We start from the raw sequence: 19,828 nt of genomic DNA, 5'->3' as shown, positions 1-19,828 counted from the left end.
TCATTATTCACATGGAGTTCAAATCCAGAGGAACCTGAAAGATCAATCAGAGATTCCGACAAGCGAGATTTGTAATCGGGGGCGACTTACGGTACATTTTAATGGAGTCGTTGGGGACGCGATTTATACGACTGCTGCTGGTTGGATGCAGCTCATATTAGCATATAGGACGGGGGATCAAGGTGTCAGAGTGGGTATTAAATCAGTCCTGGGGACTGCCGGTGTTGCTCGCCTTCTTGGTGATCGTATTTGTATTTGAGTCTAGGAAAGCCTTCAAGGCATATAAAGAAAAAAGACGTTTTGAATTGGGATGGTCTCTATTGTTTGCGCTTGTTGCTTTATTGGCAATGATCGTCCTGGTGGCTTACTGAAGGTATTCCTGTAATAAGCCCTATACATACAATGTTAACTGTTAACTTCAAGCCGTAAGAAACAACCAAAGGAATCGAAAATACAGTATAAATAAGACCCAGCACTGTGGCACTGGGTTTGTTTCTAAAGATGAAGGTCATCGTTTTATAGAGCTCTTTGGAATGGTCTATCTATCAAAGAAATAGATGATTAGTGTTTTTACGTGTTTGTGTTTAATATGCAATGGAAAATGGTTAGAACAAAGCAGCAACTAAAGAGGGCCATCGAATGGCCCTCTTTAGCAAGAATGATAATATTGTGATTCTTCTGGAGCGATCTTACAACGCCTTTATTTACTTTACAACGATGATGATGACTACTTTCTTTTGTTTACGACAAGACATAGAAATCACCTCCCGTTGCTGGATAATTCAACATATTCAAATATCGTAAGCTGGCTTGGGTTTCTACTAAAAATAGTTAAATAGAGTATATGGTTTAGTAGTTTTATTAGTCGCCATTTGTATTATTACTGACAAATAAGTGGTTAGCCTGAAGGAAAATAAAAAACAAGACCCCACCGATTGATGGCGGGGTCTGTTCATATCTGACAGGTCTGGATAGTCTTGATCGTCAACGCTCATTCATGACGGCTTCCGTAGCCGCCCAGGCTCTGCCTGCGCGCATGGCCAGGAAGAAGCAGAGGATGAGGACGATGGACGCGGAGATGTAGGGAAAGTTGATGTCCACATCAAACAGGTACCCTGCCACCAGCGGTCCGGCAATGTTTCCCAGACTGGTGTAGGCCGAGTTCAAGCCGGCCACGTAGCCTTGCTGATCCTTCGCCAGTTTGGACATTTGCGTACCGATAGCGGGACGCAGGATGTCGATCGACAGGAAGACCAGGAAGGTAACGAGGAATATCAGCCAGTATTTATGCACAAACAGGGTTAACAGGATACAGATCCCCGCGGTAAGCAAACTGAGTGTAATGACTCTTTTCTCACCGAACCGGTTCAGGATCCAACCGAATATCGTCGCTTGCACGACGGCACCCGCAATGGATCCAAACGTGATGATCATGGCAATATCTTTAGGGGTGAACCCGAATTTATGATCTACAAACAGGCCGAACACCGTTTCGTAATTGGCAAGACCGAACGAGAGCACAAATACAATAATCAAACTCAGGAAATAAGGTTCCCTGAAAGAACGCACCAGCTGGACAGCCAGGCTCTCCTTCTTCCGTCCCAGTACGGTAGGTGCTTCCTGCTTGGCGGATGATTCCGGAAGCAGCAGCAGCGTGACCAGCGCAGCAATTCCTCCCGCAACGGCCGCGGCGTAGAAAGGAACGCGAATGCCAAACTCGGCGATAAATCCACCGATGCCCGGTCCGATGATGAAGCCTGTCGTAATCGCAGCATTAATGAACCCCATGCCCCTGGCTCGTTCCTCATTCGAAGTCACGTCAGCCGTGTAGGCCATAACAGCGGGCATAATGAGTGCAGCGCCGATCCCGCCCAGCATTCTCGAGGCGAACAGGAGCAGCGGTGTGCTGGCAGCTCCGAACAACCATTCCGATACGGCGAACACAATCATGCCGGAGATGATTATTTTTTTACGTCCGATCGTGTCGGACAATCTTCCCGCAAGTGGCGAGAATAACAGCTGTGTTAATGAAAAAGCGGCAACAAGCATGCCTACCGTGCTTCCGCTAATATGCAGTTCCGTCATATAGGTTGGCATAATAGGTATGACGAGCCCGATCCCGGTGAAGACTAGAAATATATTGAACATGAGGAGCAGAATGGCTCCATTGTTTCGCATCAGTAATGACATGATGATTCCTCCAAAAATAAAAGACGATTTAATAAGGACATAATGAAAATGATCGTCATTCGGTTAATTGCATACTGAACGTTCGGTTTATAATAAAGCATGAAAAAAGGGTCCTGTTTTTCATGCTTTCTTTTCAATGCCATGCAGAAATACTTTGATGGCGGCATGATAAAGGGAAAGGGCATTTTCCACCTTGGTAATACGGGACATCTGGCTTAAGCCAACAATGAGGCTCTCAAAGATGACGGACAGCTGCTCCACATTATGATTCTCAAACTCCCCGCGATCAATCCCTTGCTGCAACAATTTCTGATTGAATTCTAAATGGCTCCGGATAATCTGGACGATTCGTTGCTCTACTTCCTCGGTAACAGCTCCATTGCTGTTCATAAATTCATCAAGTGCCTTGGAGAAGGGGTGGTTCAGATCATCAAACACCAATTGTTCGGCTATTCCGTACAGCTTGTCGACGGTGGTGGTGTAATGCTGCTCTTTACTGTTCCATTTCTGTTCCCACTCGAGATCCCATTCCTCGATCAGATACAGAAACAGCCCTTCCTTGCTCTTAAAATGATAATAGATATTCCCTTTGCTGCTTCCGGTGGCTTCAACGATCTCCTCTATTGACGTTGATTTGTAACCCTTCTGCATAAAAAGCGCCTTGGCAGCTTCGGCTATGCGTCGCTTGGTATCTTCGGTTTGTTGTTGTTTTTTGTTCACGCATGCACCCCCTTATAACCCTCGGCCATATTCAAAATTTATATACTGAACGTTCGTTCTGTATCTTAGCAGATGGAAATGATATATTCAAGAGAAAATTGGACAGTGTGTTTGCGGATCCTAGCGGCTTCAAAAAATAACCGTTACCATTAGGAGGCAGCGGTTATTGCAGAACGCGTGATATCTGTTTCATTAATGGTTAACTTCAATGAACTTACGCGTTTTCTCGTGATAGGAGAGCAGCTCCGAAACGGTCACAAACTCGTAGCCTCTCCTTTGCAGCTCCGGTAAAATCACTTTGAGAGCCTCTACCGTCTGTGTACTGCTTGGCACAAAGTCGTGCATCAGTACGATGTCTCCATTGTGAGCATTATCCAGCACTTTTTTGACAATCCGGTTAACGCCGGGCTTTCGCCAGTCCAGCGTATCCTGGTGCCATGACCATAATACGGTCAGCATACCGAAATCCTTGCTCGTTCGAACAATCGCTTCATTATAGCTGCCTCCGGGTGGACGAAAGAGAGCGGTTCGAATGCCGGTTGCATGAAAGATCGCATCCTGCGTCCGGTTCAGTTCGCTCGTTAACTTGCTGACGTTAATATTGTGAAAGGGAGGATGGGAGTAAGAGTGATTGCCGATCTCATGTCCTTCATGCAGCTCTCGCGCTACGATCTCAGGGTGTTTCTCCACCCGGCTGCCAACAACGAAGAAGGTGGCCTTTGCGTTATATTGCTGTAACAGATCCAGAATTTGAACAGTATTCTGCTCGTCCGGGCCATCGTCAAAGGTAAGGGCAATGACCTTGTTGTGTGTGGGGACTTCCCATACAATCTCGCCGCGTTCTTCATAATAACCCCTGCCTTTGGAAGTGGATGGCGCACGCTCGGCGTTGACAACATTCGGATAGCAAAGGGAGACGGAGATAGCGAACAATATGATGGTTGAGAGTTTTTTCATGGTGGGCGGTATCCTTTTCTCTGCTGTTCTAGTCTTCGCATATGACAATGCAAGCCTATTTATCATTTGGTGATAACGGAAAAATTATTCTTTATGACAAACTGAAGCATTCGAATCGATGAATTAGAGCGGCGGCTCGAAGCAATCGAGAATGAGGCTTAGATAGAGGTGATGCGAAAAATTATGAGTTTCATATATTGACATCATATGGTTGGACATGGTATTATCAATTTTGTCGCTAAGACGAAATGTGCACACCTAGATATCGGAATGAGATCGCACCTATTGCGAATTCAACGCGTACCTTAGGCTATGTAAGTGAACGTGAACGACGCTAGGAACATGCGCGGATAAATATGCCGGGGTGGCGGAATTGGCAGACGCACAGGACTTAAAATCCTGCGGTAGGTGACTACCGTACGGGTTCGACCCCCGTCCTCGGCATTATAACAGCGTCTGGTAAGATGCAAAATAAGTCGGCCCCCGTATGGGTGCCGGCTTATTTTTTAAATCGACACAAGGTCAATTCATGATGAGTGTTGTTATTTGATTCAAAATGAACGGAAGTTGTAATGGTGTTCCGATTATAGAAATCGCATTCTTTTATGATTCCATGCTGGCCTGTGTGAGGAGGAGAGAGGAGACATGCGGATGTTTAACAATGATTGGGACCTTATTCTGCAGGGAGAAATGGATAAGCCTTATTTTCAAGATTTGATGGAGCGGGTGGACGAGGAATACCGGCGTTGCACGGTGTATCCTCCCAAGGAAGATATATTTCGGGCCCTTCAGCAAACATCGTACCAATCAACCAAAGTCGTTATTTTGGGACAAGACCCGTATCACGGTCGTAGGCAGGCACAGGGACTGAGCTTTTCCGTCTCGCCCGGGGTTGCGATTCCTCCATCTTTACGAAATATACATAAGGAGCTTGCTTCGGATCTGGGAATCCCGATTCCCAATCACGGCTCCTTACAATCGTGGGCGGATCAAGGAGTACTGCTGCTCAATGCAGTGCTTACGGTTCGCGAAGGCGAGCCGAACTCGCATAAAGGGATCGGGTGGGAGAAATTCACCGATACGATCATTACGAAACTGAATGAACGTGATCAGCCAATGGTTTTTATATTATGGGGAAGTTACGCACAGAAGAAAGGTTCCTTCATAGACCGAAGCCGGCACAAGGTGCTTGAGTCCAGTCATCCGAGTCCGTTTGCAGCACATAAAGGATTCTTCGGTAGTCGTCCATTTTCAGCATCGAATGCTTTTTTAATGCAAAAGGGTATGGATCCGGTGAATTGGGACATCCCGAGCACACCGGGCGATGGAGATGAATAATCCGCGAGAGGTGACCTTCATGAAGCATTGGATTGGTCGTCATGTTGTCATTCAGCGTTTAGACGGGGCGAAAAGCACGGTTGAAGGTGTGTTGAAAGGTTGGGATCCCGTTCAGGAAAAAGTGATTCTAGGCCCGGGTGAGCTTGTAATACCGTTTCGCGCTATTCATAGAATTATGCCGAGAAACGCATACCCGGCCTTGAACTCCATCGGTTATGTCGTGAATCATACCATTCAATTCGATAATGCCGTCTATTTTGGATCTTCTGTGATGATATGGAGGGACAATCGACTGGTGTCATCACAGGCCATCCTGACTTCTCACGATGAGGAAACCGTTACCCTGTCAAACGGGATGATTTTACGCAAGGACGAGCATGATTTTGTGGTTCGATCCCTGCGCGGCAATGCGTGATTCTTTACATAAAGGATGTCCCCAGCAGCCATCGTGAAGTTGGCGGGGACATCCTTTTTTGTGCAAATGGAATTTGTATGTCTACAGTAACTCGAGTTTATTATGCGTCCTCTACTTTTTCAGCAAGGAACAGTTCGTAAATCCGTACCACGATAATTTTGACGATCATGTAGGCTGGAATGGCGAGCAGGATGCCAAGCAGCCCGAAGAAATCGCCGCCTACAAGTATGAGGGCAATCGTGGTCAACGGGTGAATATCAAGCTGTTTCCCGTAGATAACCGGTGTCAGAATGTTATCTTGGATCTGCTGCGCGATGACAATAACAACAACGGACCATATCGCGATGGAAGGAGATTCGATAAATCCGATAATGACAGCAGGAATGGTCGCCAGCAGCGCACCGATATACGGAATGAAATTCAAGAAGAAGGAGATCACCGTTAAGAGCAACGAATAGGGCAGCCCGATGATCAGAAATCCGATATAAATCATGATGCTAAGTATAAGATTCAGGATCACTTTGCCGATAATAAAATTGCTGAGTGCCGTATCGATCTCACCCAGCACTTCGCTGCCGTCACGGCGGTATCGTCTTGGCAGGACACTGAGCAGCCTGGGCGGAAGCTTGCTGCCTTCCTTCAGCATGTAGTACAGAATGATCGGAATCGTAGCAATAATAACGACAACGCTGGATACAACGGTGATCAGGTTATTGATGGAGTTGCTGATCCAGGTAATGATCCGATTCATGTACTCCGTCAGTGAGGTAGACAGCTCGGATTCCGTTGGTATATAGCGTGACCAGAATCGATTCTGCTGCAGCTGGTCGATCTGTTCCTGTACACCCTCTACCAGAAAGGGAGTATTGCTGATAAAATTTTCGATCTGTTCGCGGAGTGTCGGCCACACCACGATGCCGAAGATGGCGCAGAGACCGGCAAATACGAAATACAGCATCAGGACGCCAATGGATCGTTTGATTTTCCGCCGCTCCAGGTAGTCCACGATCGGTCTGAGCAGATAATAAAAGAAGCCGGCCATCGCGACGGGAACGATCAGCATATTGAACATGGAGACGATTGGCCGGAACAAAAAGCTGATTTCGGATCCTAGATAAATGATCAAGAGCAGTGCGATTATGCCAAAGCATGTCCTGAAATATTTGCTCTGCATCATGAGCAATCCCTCCATAACAACGAATAGGTAAAATACATAGATACCATATAACATTTGTATTTAACCAATTTGGAGGGATTTGAAATCACCAGATTATGTTATCAGTTTCGTATGGTGACCCGGGTATGGATAGGCACGAGGGAAGCCAGCTCAATCACATCCTCGTTGTACATCCGAATGCAGCCATGGGAAACGGAGCGGCCGATGGATGAAGGGTCGTTTGTGCCATGGATGCCGTAATGGGGTTTGGACAACCCTAACCAATAGGCTCCGAAAGGTCCTCCGGGATTCGGCTGCTTGTTGACGATGGTGTAATTGCCTGGCGGCGTCTGTGTAGCCATTTTACCGATGGCGACCGGGAACGTACGGACCACGATGTCACCATCCAGCAGGTGCAGCTGAAAATCGGATGTATCGACAATTATGCGGTATTGAGGCATTCTAAACCCTCTCCTTCCTGATTCATGCTATGAATCAGGGCGAAGACCGGCCCCTAAATTGACCTAAAATAGGCAAATTACACCTTCATGACTTGGTAGAAATTTCACCCATTGATGACGGCCTGCCGATGTTATATTTATGATAAGCATTAACAACGTTTACATCAGGAAGGGGAAACCGATGTCTCCTGCTAGGTTTTATCAAAAATATATTAAAAATAATATGTTTACCAAAATGCTGCTGTTAATCTCCTTGATTGCGGTGGTTACCATTGTCACCTTGTCGTACATCATGTATTACTTCTTGTTTCAATCGGCCGTTCGCAGCGAACTGGACATTCAGCGAAGCGCGGTAGAGCGGGTGGAGCGGCAATTGAATCAAAAATATGAGAATGCCCAGTCCTATGTAAATGACTTGTACCGCAACAGTTCTCTAGGCCTTGACACTTCCTATTTCCTCATGAACTCGTTTAATGAGTACATGGCCAAGCGAATGGATCGGATCGCGGGCGGCGGGCAGTCCAATTCGGATAGTGTGGTCGCTTATTTCAAGCAGAGGCTGGACGATGACCCGGATATTGAGAATATCATGTTGTACAGCGCGGAGAAACAGTATGTGTATGTATACAAGCAGGGCAGCATGACAAGGCTCTATCAGGCGAATGCCACACATTCATACATCCCCGACGTGATGGCGCTCGAAAGCCAGAGTGTTACATTGCCGAATCTCTGGATTCGCAAGCTGGCCGGAGACGTAAGTTTGCCGTTATTCTCGATCCGGAGCCCGATTAATGATATGACCACATACAAGAATCTGGGGCAGCTGGTTATTTTATATCGAACGGAAGCACTGGATGCCGTCCTGAACAGCGGGGACGATCCCTTGAAGGGGTCCGTACTGGTCTTGTCGGGTGACGGCCGCGTGATGTTTGACTCCTCCGGTAAATATTACGGCGAGAAGTATCCTTATGCCGACCGGCTGCTGAATTCCAAAGAAACCGTGACCCTTGATGAGGAATCGTATATTACAACGGCAGCTCACAATCAGGCAGGTTATACGGTGGTTGGAATCACACCCAAGCGTGAGATTGCTGAGTCCTTCCATGGCCTGCAAAACACCATCATCATCGTTGCCCTGCTGTGCATCGTGATTGCGGTATCCATTCCTTCGCTGACGATTGTCAATTACTCCAAGCGTACCGATAACATTATCCGCTTTATGCGCAAGGTAGAGAAGGGGGAATTCGTTGCCCGAATGCAGGATACCAAGGAGGATCAGCTGGGGCAAATCGCAGGCAGCTTTAATGAAATGCTGGATGAGCTTACCCGTTATATCGACAAGGTGTATAAAGCAGAGATTAACCAGAAGAATGCGGAGCTGTCCGCACTGCAGGCAAGAATTAACCCGCATTTTCTATACAACACACTCGAAGTGATTCGAATGAGAGCACTCTCGCAGGGGGCGCAGGACGTCGGCGATATGATCTACAGCTTGTCGATGCTGTTCAAGAATATCGTTCAGCATAAGTCCCACTATACGCTGAAGGATGAGCTGGAGGCGTGCAGGCTCTATCTGGAGCTGTTTCGCATTCGCTATAAGGACAAGTATATCTACAAAATGCACTGCGACGATCAAATCAAACATGTGCCGATGATCAAAATGTCGCTGCAGCCGCTGATTGAGAATTATATCGTTCACGGGCTGCGCAGCGATCAGGATGATAATTGGCTGACGATTAACGCGACCCAGCAGGATGATGATGTCGTGATCGAGATTAAGGATAACGGGAAAGGGATCGAGCCGGAGCAGCTGGAAGAGATCAAATCGCGGCTGGACATGGCCGAATCAAGTGAAGAATCGTTTGGTCTGCGGAGTGTGAACGAGCGATTAAAGCTGACGTTTGGAAGTTCGTACGGAATGGACATCCAGAGTGAGCCGGGTAGCGGAACGACGGTGACAGTGAAATTTCCGGTGGCAGAAGGGAAGCTGAATAACGATGTATAAGGTATTTATCGTGGACGATGAACCGTTCATTATAGAGGGATTGGTTGATGTCGTGGATTGGTCGAAATATGGCATTGAGGTGGTCGGTCATGCGGAGAATGGTCGTCAAGCACTTGAGAAGATGGCGGTCATCCCGGTTGATATTCTCATAACGGATATATCGATGCCTGTGATGACGGGACTTGAATTGATCGAAGGCGCACGCAAATTAAACCGTAATCTGAAGGTGATTATCCTGAGCGGATTCGACGACTTTGCCTATTTGAAGGAAGGCATGCGTCTTGGGATCGAGAATTATTTGCTCAAGCCGATCAATCTGAAGGAATTGGAAGAAACGATTGCCAGCACAACGGATAAAATGAACAAATCCAGAAGAGAAATGAGACTGGACGAGTACGACATTAACATATTGCGCAGCAATATCCTGTATCGCTGGATCACGGACCGGATTGAGCCGGAGGAGCTGGAGGAGCGGGCGACCCTTCTGGGGCTGAATCTGAATTTGCCTTACGTCATGGCGTCTATTCTGAGAGCGGATTTCACGCCGCTGGAGAGCTGTCTGTATCAATTAATGGACCAGGAGCCGGGCGTCCTGTATTTCCGGGACAACGACGGCGATCACGTGGTGATTTTTATGATGAAAGATCCGGACACGGAAAAAGCGAGAGCCATCCGGCTCCTGCAGCAGGTGCGCGAGTACTGCTATGAAGAGGAGCTGTCCATCTCGCTTGGCAGCGTGGAAAGCCTCGGCGGTAATTATAAGGACAGTTATCTTCACGCCAAGGAGGCACAGGAATACTATCTCGTTCTGGAGCAGCCTTCCTACGTGGATTATGTTGATGTTCAAGCCAAGAAGGGAGAAGCGGCGGAATCCTATTCCGTACAGTGGCCCGAATATGCCAAAGGCATCGCCGGAAGGGACAAGCAGGTGCTGTTTGATTTGATCGACAGTGATTTTGACCGGCTTCGCCATACGCAGGGGATGATCCCAACGACACTCAAGAGCATTGCAGTCGAGATGGTCATTCGCCTGAAACTGGAGCTGAACGATATCCAATACACGGCAGCCCCTGATTTTGTGAAAAATACGATTACCGATATTATGGATTCCGTATCGATCGACGATCTGATTACGGCCGTGAAGGACGGGGTCGGCGGGCTGGTCGATTCGCTCAACAATGACGTGAAGAGCCCTGTCATCCAGCAGATTCTGCATCATATCCAGCACCATTATAACGAGGATTTGTCGCTGAAGGTGTTAGGCGCCCAGTATCACATTCATCCCGTCTATCTGGGGCATCTGTTCCATAAAGAGACGGGAGAGAACTTTACGGAGTATATTAACCGGTACCGGATTGAAAGAGCGAAGGAGCTGCTCCGAAACTCTTCAACGAAAGTACAAGATATCGCAAAAAATGTCGGTTATTGGGAAACCGGTTATTTCTATAAACAGTTCAAAAAATTTGTCGGCGTATCGCCGAGGGATTTTCGAGGAATGCTCTGATTGATTTAATCAGAGTTTTTTTCTTTATTTTCACCATAATACCTTTAATTTTTCGCCTATGTGAAACTGCTTTCATGGGATAACCTTAGAAGTGTAGAGACACAAGGATTCAAAAGGGAGGATAAACATGAGTAAATCGAAAAAGAAATGGCTCCTGCCGCTAACGCTTTTATTGTCCGCATCCATGCTGTTGTCGGCATGTGGGGGCAACAAGGATGAGAGTGCAGGATCCGGCGGGGGAACTGCCGAGAAACCGGTTGAGCTGATCTGGTACACCATCGGAACACCTCAAAAGGATGTCGACAAGGTTGAAGAAGAAATCAATAAATACACTGCTGAGAAGATTGGTGTAACCGTTGACATGAAAATGATCGACTTCGGTGATTACAACCAGAAGATGCAAGTCATGGCAGCTTCCGGCGAACCGATGGATATCCTGTTCACAAGCTCATGGGCGTTTGACTACGTGCAAAATGCACGTAAAGGCGCATTCATGGAATTGGACGAGCTGATCGAAAGCCATGGACAAGGCATTAAAGACGCGATTGACCCTGCGTTCCTGGAAGGTTCCAAGGTTGACGGTCACAACTATGCGATTCCGGCAAACAAAGAGCTTCCTGCTCAAGAAGCATGGCGCTTTAATAAAACATTGCTTGATAAATACAACCTCGATATTTCGAACGTGAAATCGATGGAAAGCTTGGAGCCACTGCTGAAAACGATCAAGGAAAAAGAACCAAACGTTGTTCCTTTGGCGATCAGCAAAGACTTCGGTCCATTGCTTCCGTTTGACTACATCATCGAAAAAATGCCAATGGCCGTATACCTGGATGACAAGGAAGAGCTGAAAGTCGTGAACTTCCTCGAAATGCCGGAAACGATGGACATGCTTAAATTGATGAACAAGTACTACAAAGCGGGATACATTTCCCCAGAAGCAGCTACAACAACTTCGACGCAAGATCTGATGACTTCCGGAAACTGGTTCACAGATCGTGCGGCAACGCAGCCGTTCGCAGACAATCTGTGGAGCCAAAGCTACGGCTATCCGGTCGTATCCACTCCGGCTGGCGACGCAACCATCTTTAACTGGTCGGTAATGGGTTCGATGCAAGCGATTTCCGCTAACTCGAAATACCCTGAGAAAGCCATGGAGTTCCTGAACCTGCTGAACACAGACGTATATCTTCGTAACCTGGTTGACTCCGGTATCGAAGGCGTGCACTACAAAAAGCTTAGCGAGAACGTAATGGAAAACTTGCCAGAATCGAAAAACTACGACATGCCTACCTTCGCGCTTGGTAATGTCATGCTGACTTACTTGAATCCTGAGGACCCTGAGAACAAATGGGAAGAGTTCAAGAAGTTTAACGAGTCCGGCCAGGCTGCTCCGCTTCTCGGTTTCAACTTCGATCCAACCAAAGTATCGACAGAGCTCGCAGCCGTGAACAACGTAAAAGAAGAGTTCTGGGCGCCGCTGATGACAGGTACCGTGAATCCTGAAGAGTTCCTGCCAAAAGCGAATGAAAAGCTGAAAGCTGCTGGTCTGGACAAGATCATCGCTGAAGCACAAAGCCAAATTGATGCTTGGAAAGCAAGCAAGTAATAACAATGCATGAAGCGGCCTGCCTGCCCTAAGGGGCAGCAGATGCCGCTGCAGCATGAACAAGGACGGGGCGGCGGATGTTCACCGCCCTTCTTTTGTTCATTTCATGCACATCACGAGGAGGGGTAAGCGTGAGAGCAATCGGACAGTTTTTCAAAAATATTATGACGAATAAGGCCATGTTGTTCATGGTTTTGCCGGGGACCCTGTGGTTTCTCTTATTCTCATATTTGCCCATGTTCGGGACCATTATTGCATTTAAGGAATATCGCTTTAGCCGTGACGGGTTCTGGGCAAGTATCGTTAATAGTGAATGGGTAGGATTCCAAAACTTTAAATTCCTGTTCAGTACCAACGATGCTTACATCATTACGCGCAACACCGTTCTTTATAATTTCGTGTTCATCATTCTGGGTCTCGTTCTATCCGTAGCGCTGGCTATCGTATTGTCCGAAATCGTGAACAAGAAATTGGCGAAAGTCTATCAAACCGGCATGTTCCTGCCGTATTTCCTGTCCTGGGTTATCGTAGGTTACTTCGCATTCAGTTTCCTGAGCATGGATAAAGGGATGCTGAATCAGATCCTGGGATGGTTTGGCATGGAGCCGGTCCAATGGTATTCCGAAGCCAAATATTGGCCGATATTCCTGACGTTAATCAGTTTGTGGAAATCCGTTGGTTACAACAGTGTCGTATATCTGGCGGCGATTATGGGGATCGACAAATCCTTGTACGAGGCGGCCATGATTGACGGAGCGAACAAATGGCAGCAGATTAAAGCCATCACGCTTCCGATGCTGAAACCGCTGATGACCATTTTGACTCTTCTTGCGATCGGTAAAATCTTCTACGCAGACTTTGGTCTCTTCTATCAAGTGCCAAGGGATTCGGGAACCTTGTATTCCGTAACGAACGTCATTGACACCTATGTATATCGTGGTCTGAAAACAACAGGCGAGATCGGAATGAGTACTGCTGCGGGTCTGTACCAGTCCGTAGTCGGATTTATTCTGGTTATGGTATCGAACTATGTCGTTCGTAAATATGACAAGGATAACGCATTGTTCTAATCGATCAATCTACCAAGAAGGGGGTATGTGATGTGTTCAAATCTAAAAGCAAGATGAAGGATTTCCATCAGCTTTCATCCGGGTGGAATGTCGTATTCAACCTGATTGCCGGTATTTTCGCGTTCCTGTGTGTATTTCCGTTCCTATTCGTTATGATCATTTCATTTACAGATGAAGGCTCACTGGCCCGCAACGGATACCAAATCTGGCCGGAGAAATGGAGTCTTGAAGCTTACAAATACGTATTCCAGACAGGCGATACGCTTCTTCGTTCCTACGGCGTTACGATTTTTGTCACGGTAGTGGGTACGCTGATCAGTTTGTTTATTATTTCGCTGTATGCCTATGCTGTCTCCCGTAAAGGGTTCAGATACCGGAACTTCTTCTCGTTCTTTGCATTTTTCACGATGCTGTTTAACGGGGGTCTGGTACCGACTTATATCGTTGCAACGCAATTGCTCGGCCTGAAAGATTCCATCTGGGCTTTGATCCTGCCATTGGCGGTCAATGCTTTCTATATTATGATTCTTCGAACCTTCTACAGCACCAGCGTTCCGGATGCCATCATTGAATCCGGTAAAATCGACGGCGCGAGCGAGTTTAAAATATTCTACAAGCTGGTATTGCCGCTATCCCTGCCGGGTCTGGCAACCATCGGGTTATTCAGCACCTTGGGGTATTGGAACGACTGGTTCAACGCATTGCTCTACATTGATGATCCGAACCTGGTTCCGCTGCAATCCATGCTCATGCGGATTGAGACCAGCATGCAGTTCATCCTGCAAAACTCTCAGAATTCATCACTTAGCATGGCCGCTCTGCAGAGCATGCCGCAGGATACTTCGCGGATGGCGATGGTCGTTCTGGCAACCGGACCGATTATTCTGGCCTATCCGTTCTTCCAGCGCTATTTCATTCAAGGTCTGACCATCGGCGCGGTTAAAGAATAAATTCTTCATGTACCGGAGGGTATGAGATGACATATAAAGATTCCAGTAAACCCATTACGGAAAGAGTTGAACATCTTCTTGGCCTGATGAACCTGAAGGAAAAGGTTGGGCAGCTGATCCAGCCGTTCGGCTGGAAGACCTATGAAGTGAATGAAGGCCGGATTACCTTGACGGATTCATTTAAGGAGCAAGTAAAAAATGGCGGCGTCGGATCCCTTTACGGGACCCTTCGCGCCGATCCATGGACCGGTGTAACACTTGAGACCGGTCTTTCTCCGCGTGAAGGAGCGGAAGCCGTCAATCACATCCAGCGCTACGCTATTGAGCAATCGCGTCTGGGTATTCCGATCCTGATCGGGGAGGAATGCTCGCATGGGCATATGGCCATCGGCGGCACGGTATTCCCCGTGCCGCTGTCTATCGGGAGCACATGGAACGTGGATTTATACCGCGATATGTGCCGTGCCGTCGCGCTGGAAACACGCAGCCAGGGCGGTGCGGTCACCTATTCGCCGGTGCTCGACGTCGTGCGCGATCCAAGATGGGGACGTACCGAGGAGTGCTTCGGCGAAGATCCATACCTAATCAGCGAATATGCGGTCGCATCGGTCGAAGGCCTTCAAGGCGAGTCCCTGGACAGCCCGAGCAGCGTTGCGGCGACGTTGAAGCATTTTGTGGGCTATGGCAGCTCCGAAGGCGGAAGAAATGCGGGACCCGTGCATATGGGCACGCGCGAGCTGATGGAAGTGGACATGCTGCCATTCAAGAAAGCCGTGGAGGCAGGAGCTGCATCCATTATGCCGGCCTATAACGAGATTGACGGCGTGCCGTGCACCGTCAATACCGAGCTCCTTGACGGCATTCTCCGCAAGGAGTGGGGTTTTGACGGCATGGTAATCACCGACTGCGGTGCCATCGATATGCTGGCCAGCGGCCATGATACCGCTGAAGACGGAATGGATGCCGCCGTTCAGGCCATTCGTGCCGGCATCGATATGGAGATGTCGGGCGAGATGTTTGGCAAGCACCTTCTGAAGGCTGTGGAGTCAAATAAGCTGGAAGTCTCCGTATTGGACGAGGCTGTACGCCGTGTATTGACGTTAAAATTCAAACTTGGATTGTTCGAGAATCCTTATGTGGATCCGCAGGTAGCCGAGGAAGTGATCGGCAGCGAGCAGCATGTCGGACTTGCCAGGCAGCTTGCGGCAGAAGGCATCGTTCTCCTTAAGAACGAAGCAAAGGCCCTGCCGTTATCCAAGGAAGGCGGCGTGATTGCCGTCATTGGACCTAATGCCGATCAAGGATACAATCAGCTTGGGGACTATACTTCTCCTCAGCCGCCGGCAAGCGTGACCACCGTACTGGATGGAATTCGTGCGAAACTGGGGGATGAAGCGAAGCGTGTATTATATGCTCCGGGCTGCCGCATTAAGGACGATTCCAGGGAGGGCTTTGAATTGGCATTAGCTTGTGCGGATCAGGCCGATACCGTGGTCATGGTACTGGGCGGTTCCAGCGCACGCGACTTTGGCGAAGGCACGATCGATTTGCGCACAGGGGCATCAAAGGTTACGGACGACGCTTTAAGTGACATGGATTGCGGCGAAGGGATCGACCGGATGACGCTCCAGTTATCTGGCGTTCAATTGGAATTGGCCCAAGAGATTCATAAGCTTGGCAAGCGGATGATCGTTGTGTATATCAACGGCCGGCCAATTGCGGAGCCGTGGATCGACGAGCATGCTGATGCCATCCTGGAAGCATGGTATCCGGGTCAGGAGGGCGGACATGCGGTAGCGGACATTTTGTTCGGCGATGTGAATCCGTCCGGCAAACTGACGATGTCGATACCGAAGCATGTCGGACAGCTTCCGGCTTATTATAACGGCAAGCGGTCGCGTGGTAAGCGTTACCTCGAAGAGGATTCTCAGCCGCGTTATCCGTTCGGATACGGGCTTAGCTATACCGAATTCAGTTATTCGGATATTCAGATTACTCCTGAAGTGATCGGAACAGACGGTACGGCCGTTGTTTCTGTGAACGTTACAAATAGCGGTGACCGCGAAGGCTCCGAAGTTGTACAATTATACGTAAGCGATGCTGCCAGCAAATATACGAGACCGGCGCGTGAGCTGAAGGGCTTCCAGAAAATTTTCCTGCAGTCTGGAGAGCGCTGCAAAGTGGAATTTACCGTCGGTCCGGAACAGCTTCAATATATCGGTCAAGATTACCAGCAGGTTGTTGAGCCTGGGCTGTTCCGTATGATGATAGGCAGACACGTGAACGATACGCTGAGTGCAGATCTGACCGTACAGGAGGGTTAAATGAATGGAACGGATTCGACGCTTTATACGCGAACTGTCGGAGCGGCAGTGGCTCGAATCGACGGAGCTTCGAGATTGGAACATTACCCGGACCACTTACATGGTTCCGGGCGTGTACGAAGATACGGCCCCTTATGCTGAAGGACAAGATTTCAACAGGTTCCCGAGTACGCAAGGGACAACCTACTTTTTTCGGAGGAACCTTGAATTGCCCACGCACTGGGTGGACGGTGCGATCGGACTGGTGTTCCACTCCGGGGGCGAGGGCTTACTGCGCATAAACGGAGTATCTTATCAGGGCTTGGACCGAAATCATACCTTCGTCAAGCTCGATCCGAAACGCACCGGCATGAATATGGAGCTTGAGATCGAGTTGTACGATCCGATTCCGGAGCCGGTGGACCCGCTGAATCAGCAGGCTGTCATACAGCCTCCGATTACTAGGGTGCAAAGCATGCTTGTCAACGTGAATGTGCCGGTTCAGAGCCTGATGTACACCGCAACCGTGATTCGGGATTCGCTTATCCTGTTGCCGGATAGCGATATGCGGCGCATCCGCTTATTGGAGGCGCTGTATCAGGCGATGGACCGCTTTGTCAGCCTGGATGACGCCGCCCTCCGGGATGGCGCTCAGGTAACCGGGATTGAGCAAGATCTTAAACAGGCGGTTACTGCCATTGGCGGCCATGCCGAAGGCACCGAGCATATGGTGGGTCAGTCGCATATCGACATCGCCTGGCTGTGGCCCGTCCGGGAAACCGTGCGAAAAACAAGCCGGACCTTCTCCAGCATGGATGCGCTGATGAATGAGTATCCCGAATTTAAGTACGCGCAGAGCCAGCCTTTACTGTACCAATTCCTGAAGGATCACGATCCTGAGCTGTACGAGAGAGTGAAGGCCAGAATCAAGGAGGGACGCTGGGAGCTTGTCGGCGGGATGTGGGTCGAACCGGACCTGAACATTCCGAGCGGGGAGTCCCTCATGCGTCAAATGCTGTATGGGCAACGCTTCTATCAAGAAGAGTTTGGCCTGACATCTCATATTGAATGGCTGCCGGATACGTTCGGATACTGTGCATCCCTGCCTCAGATCTTGAAGCATGGCGGCATTCGTTATTTCATGACAACCAAGCTTGGCTGGAACGATACGAATGTGTTTCCTTACGACCTGTTCCATTGGGTTGGGATCGATGGAACACCGATGTTATCCTATCTCAATCACGGCGTGAACGAAAACACGCTGCCAAAAGATGTTCACGAGCATTGGCAGTCCTACCGCCAAAGAGCCGTTCATCCGGAGCAGATGCTGCTTTATGGACATGGTGACGGCGGAGGCGGCGTAACCCGCGAAATGTTGGAATATATCGACCGTGCCGAGCTTATGGTGGGTCAACCGGCCAGCAAGTACAGCACGGCTGCCGAGTTTTTCGGCGGGATCGAGGAAACACAGCCGAAGCTGCCGAAATGGCGCGGGGATTTGTACCTTGAGCTTCATCGCGGCACCTATACAACGCATGCGCGGAACAAGCGTCATAACCGGAAAGCGGAAATCCTGTACCGCGAGGCGGAGCTATGGAATTCGGTGGCATTTCCATCGATGGACAATGAGAAGCGGCAGGCGATTATGAGCGAGCTGCATGACGGCTGGAAGTTGATTTTGCTGAATCAATTCCATGATATTATCCCGGGCTCTGCCATTACGGAGTCTTACGTCACCTCTGAGAAGGAATACGCAGAGGTGTTCCAAAAAGGAAATCATAGCCTCCATCTTGGGCTTCAAGTATTGGCGGATCAGGCCGATACAGAAGGGGAAGGCATTCCGTATGTCATCTTCAACGGACTTGGATGGAGCAGAGATGCCGTCATTTCGATTGAAGGAGAGCAGGGACTCGCTCCGTATGATTCAGATGGAGCGCTGCTGCAGTACGATGCCCAAACCGAAGAGAACGGTAAAACTTCTCACCGCTTGAATGTTCTTGTTCAAGGCATCCCGGCTTTGGGATACAAGACCATTTGGTTGAAGCCGCCAGCAGGAAACAAAGCGGTGGCGGAGAATTCTACTACAGTGTTCGCAGATTCCTGGGAAACGGATTTTTATAAGGTCGGCTTCAATGAGCGCGGCGAAATCACGAGCCTGTGGGATAAAGAGGCTCATCGGGAAGTGGTCAAGCCGGGTGAAGCCGCGAACCGCTTCCACTTCTTCCATGACCGTCCGACGCTGTGGGACGCATGGGATATCGATACCCGTTACGAGGAGCAATTGGCCGGAGAGGCGGAGCTGATCGAGAAGAAGCTGGTGCATGCGGGTGAGGTACAGGATGTGCTGCGTTTCCGTTGGCGCATCCATAACTCGGAGATCCTGCAGGACATGATATTTTATCATCATGACCGGCGGATCGACTTCAAGACGTTTGTCAATTGGAACGAATCACACAAACTGCTGAAAGTCGGCTTCCCAATCGGGGTTGTTGCCGATAAGGCTACTTATGAGATACCGTTTGGAACCATCGAGAGACCAACCCATCGAAATACAAGCTGGGAGCAGGCCCAATATGAAGTCTGTGGTCACCGCTTCGCTGATGTGTCGGAGCATGGATACGGCGTCAGCCTCATCAACGACTGCAAGTACGGGTATGACATTCAGGACAGCACGATCCGGTTGTCCCTGCTGCGCGCGCCGAAGTGGCCCGATGTCACGGCAGACTTGGGTGAGCATGAGTTCACGTATTCCTTATACCCGCATAACGGAGACTGGAGAAGTGCTGGAATCGTCCGTAAAGCTGCCGAGCTCAATCATGAGCTTCCATGCGTAAGAACAAGCTCGAATAAAGGTTCTCGGCCTGCTGTTCAATCGTTTATTTCGTTCGAGAGCCATCATGTAATTCTGGATACGGTTAAACCAGCAGAAGACGGTTCAGGGTATATCCTTCGGATGTATGAATCCGCCGGAGGCAGAGACGAAGCTGCACTGAGCTGGCCTTATCCTTATGAAAGCATCCATTTATCCAACGCCTTGGAAGAAGAACTCGAACAACTGGATACCGCGGAAGGAAGGTTAACCCTTCCATTCTTGCCGTATGAGATTAAAACCATCAAATTGACTACACATCATACTTAATCAAAGGAGCCAGA

The 19,828-nt window shown here is 48.9% G+C and carries 15 protein-coding genes and 1 tRNA gene; 11 read left to right on the top strand and 5 right to left on the bottom strand.

Features of this window, described 5'->3' with window-relative positions; all coding sequences use genetic code 11:
* Positions 1-182 precede the first annotated feature (182 nt).
* On the top strand, positions 183-371 hold the full coding sequence (locus tag PLA01S_RS10255) for a hypothetical protein (RefSeq protein WP_071223022.1): 189 nt from the start codon (positions 183-185) through the stop codon (positions 369-371).
* A gap of 613 nt (positions 372-984) precedes the next feature.
* On the opposite strand, the gene PLA01S_RS10250 is transcribed toward PLA01S_RS10255, so the two are convergent.
* The 3 genes from PLA01S_RS10250 to PLA01S_RS10240 all read right to left on the bottom strand — a co-directional run bounded on the left by PLA01S_RS10250 (position 985) and on the right by PLA01S_RS10240 (position 3,867).
* A complete protein-coding gene (locus tag PLA01S_RS10250; protein WP_127591958.1) occupies positions 985-2,190 on the bottom strand; it encodes an MFS transporter in 1,206 nt (401 codons plus the stop codon).
* Positions 2,191-2,310: 120 nt separating this feature from the next.
* Entirely contained in the window at positions 2,311-2,910 is a 600-nt protein-coding gene (locus tag PLA01S_RS10245; protein WP_127591956.1) for a TetR/AcrR family transcriptional regulator, read from the bottom strand.
* Between the two features lie 192 nt (positions 2,911-3,102).
* The gene (locus PLA01S_RS10240) at positions 3,103-3,867 is read right to left on the bottom strand and encodes a polysaccharide deacetylase family protein (RefSeq protein ID WP_127591954.1); all 765 of its coding nucleotides are present in this window, start codon (positions 3,865-3,867) and stop codon (positions 3,103-3,105) included.
* 358 nt (positions 3,868-4,225) lie between these two features.
* Here PLA01S_RS10240 and PLA01S_RS10235 point away from each other — a divergent pair.
* The 3 genes from PLA01S_RS10235 (at position 4,226) to PLA01S_RS10225 (ending at position 5,620) form a co-directional block, all read left to right on the top strand.
* Positions 4,226-4,311, top strand: a tRNA-Leu gene (locus PLA01S_RS10235).
* Between the two features lie 207 nt (positions 4,312-4,518).
* Positions 4,519-5,205, top strand: coding sequence for a uracil-DNA glycosylase (locus tag PLA01S_RS10230; RefSeq protein ID WP_127592230.1), 687 nt, complete (start codon positions 4,519-4,521; stop codon positions 5,203-5,205).
* Complete coding sequence (locus PLA01S_RS10225) at positions 5,192-5,620, top strand: hypothetical protein (protein WP_246059417.1); 429 nt, start codon at positions 5,192-5,194, stop codon at positions 5,618-5,620. Before PLA01S_RS10230 ends, PLA01S_RS10225 begins: the two co-directional genes overlap by 14 nt.
* A gap of 100 nt (positions 5,621-5,720) precedes the next feature.
* On the opposite strand, the gene PLA01S_RS10220 is transcribed toward PLA01S_RS10225, so the two are convergent.
* Together PLA01S_RS10220 and PLA01S_RS10215 are read right to left on the bottom strand one after the other, a co-directional pair.
* Positions 5,721-6,797, bottom strand: a complete 1,077-nt coding sequence (locus PLA01S_RS10220; protein ID WP_127591950.1) for an AI-2E family transporter — start codon at positions 6,795-6,797, stop codon at positions 5,721-5,723.
* Positions 6,798-6,898: 101 nt separating this feature from the next.
* Complete coding sequence (locus tag PLA01S_RS10215) at positions 6,899-7,237, bottom strand: L,D-transpeptidase (RefSeq protein ID WP_127591949.1); 339 nt, start codon at positions 7,235-7,237, stop codon at positions 6,899-6,901.
* Positions 7,238-7,418: 181 nt separating this feature from the next.
* On the opposite strand from PLA01S_RS10215, the gene PLA01S_RS10210 reads away from it, so the two are divergent.
* From PLA01S_RS10210 to PLA01S_RS10180, 7 genes are all read left to right on the top strand, one after another.
* Positions 7,419-9,242 carry a sensor histidine kinase gene (locus tag PLA01S_RS10210; protein ID WP_127591947.1) on the top strand — a complete coding sequence of 608 codons (1,824 nt, stop codon included), beginning with the start codon at positions 7,419-7,421 and terminating at the stop codon, positions 9,240-9,242.
* Entirely contained in the window at positions 9,235-10,746 is a 1,512-nt protein-coding gene (locus PLA01S_RS10205) for a response regulator transcription factor (RefSeq protein ID WP_127591945.1), read from the top strand. The genes PLA01S_RS10210 and PLA01S_RS10205 overlap by 8 nt, the downstream gene beginning before the upstream one ends.
* A gap of 127 nt (positions 10,747-10,873) precedes the next feature.
* Positions 10,874-12,352, top strand: coding sequence for an ABC transporter substrate-binding protein (locus PLA01S_RS10200; protein ID WP_127591943.1), 1,479 nt, complete (start codon positions 10,874-10,876; stop codon positions 12,350-12,352).
* 140 nt (positions 12,353-12,492) lie between these two features.
* Positions 12,493-13,422, top strand: a complete 930-nt coding sequence (locus tag PLA01S_RS10195; RefSeq protein WP_164817403.1) for an ABC transporter permease — start codon at positions 12,493-12,495, stop codon at positions 13,420-13,422.
* 53 nt (positions 13,423-13,475) lie between these two features.
* Complete coding sequence (locus PLA01S_RS10190) at positions 13,476-14,372, top strand: carbohydrate ABC transporter permease (RefSeq protein WP_164817402.1); 897 nt, start codon at positions 13,476-13,478, stop codon at positions 14,370-14,372.
* A gap of 26 nt (positions 14,373-14,398) precedes the next feature.
* Positions 14,399-16,696: a glycoside hydrolase family 3 N-terminal domain-containing protein gene (locus PLA01S_RS10185; protein WP_127591941.1), complete on the top strand. Its 2,298-nt coding sequence runs from the start codon at positions 14,399-14,401 to the stop codon at positions 16,694-16,696.
* A 4-nt stretch (positions 16,697-16,700) separates the two neighbouring features.
* Positions 16,701-19,814 carry an alpha-mannosidase gene (locus tag PLA01S_RS10180; RefSeq protein ID WP_127591939.1) on the top strand — a complete coding sequence of 1,038 codons (3,114 nt, stop codon included), beginning with the start codon at positions 16,701-16,703 and terminating at the stop codon, positions 19,812-19,814.
* Positions 19,815-19,828 lie beyond the last annotated feature (14 nt).

Source organism: Paenibacillus lautus NBRC 15380, from assembly GCF_004000945.1.
Lineage (GTDB): Bacteria > Bacillota > Bacilli > Paenibacillales > Paenibacillaceae > Paenibacillus_AQ > Paenibacillus_AQ lautus.
Note: the sequence above shows the minus strand (reverse complement) of the source record. Positions and strands in the feature narration are given on the sequence as shown.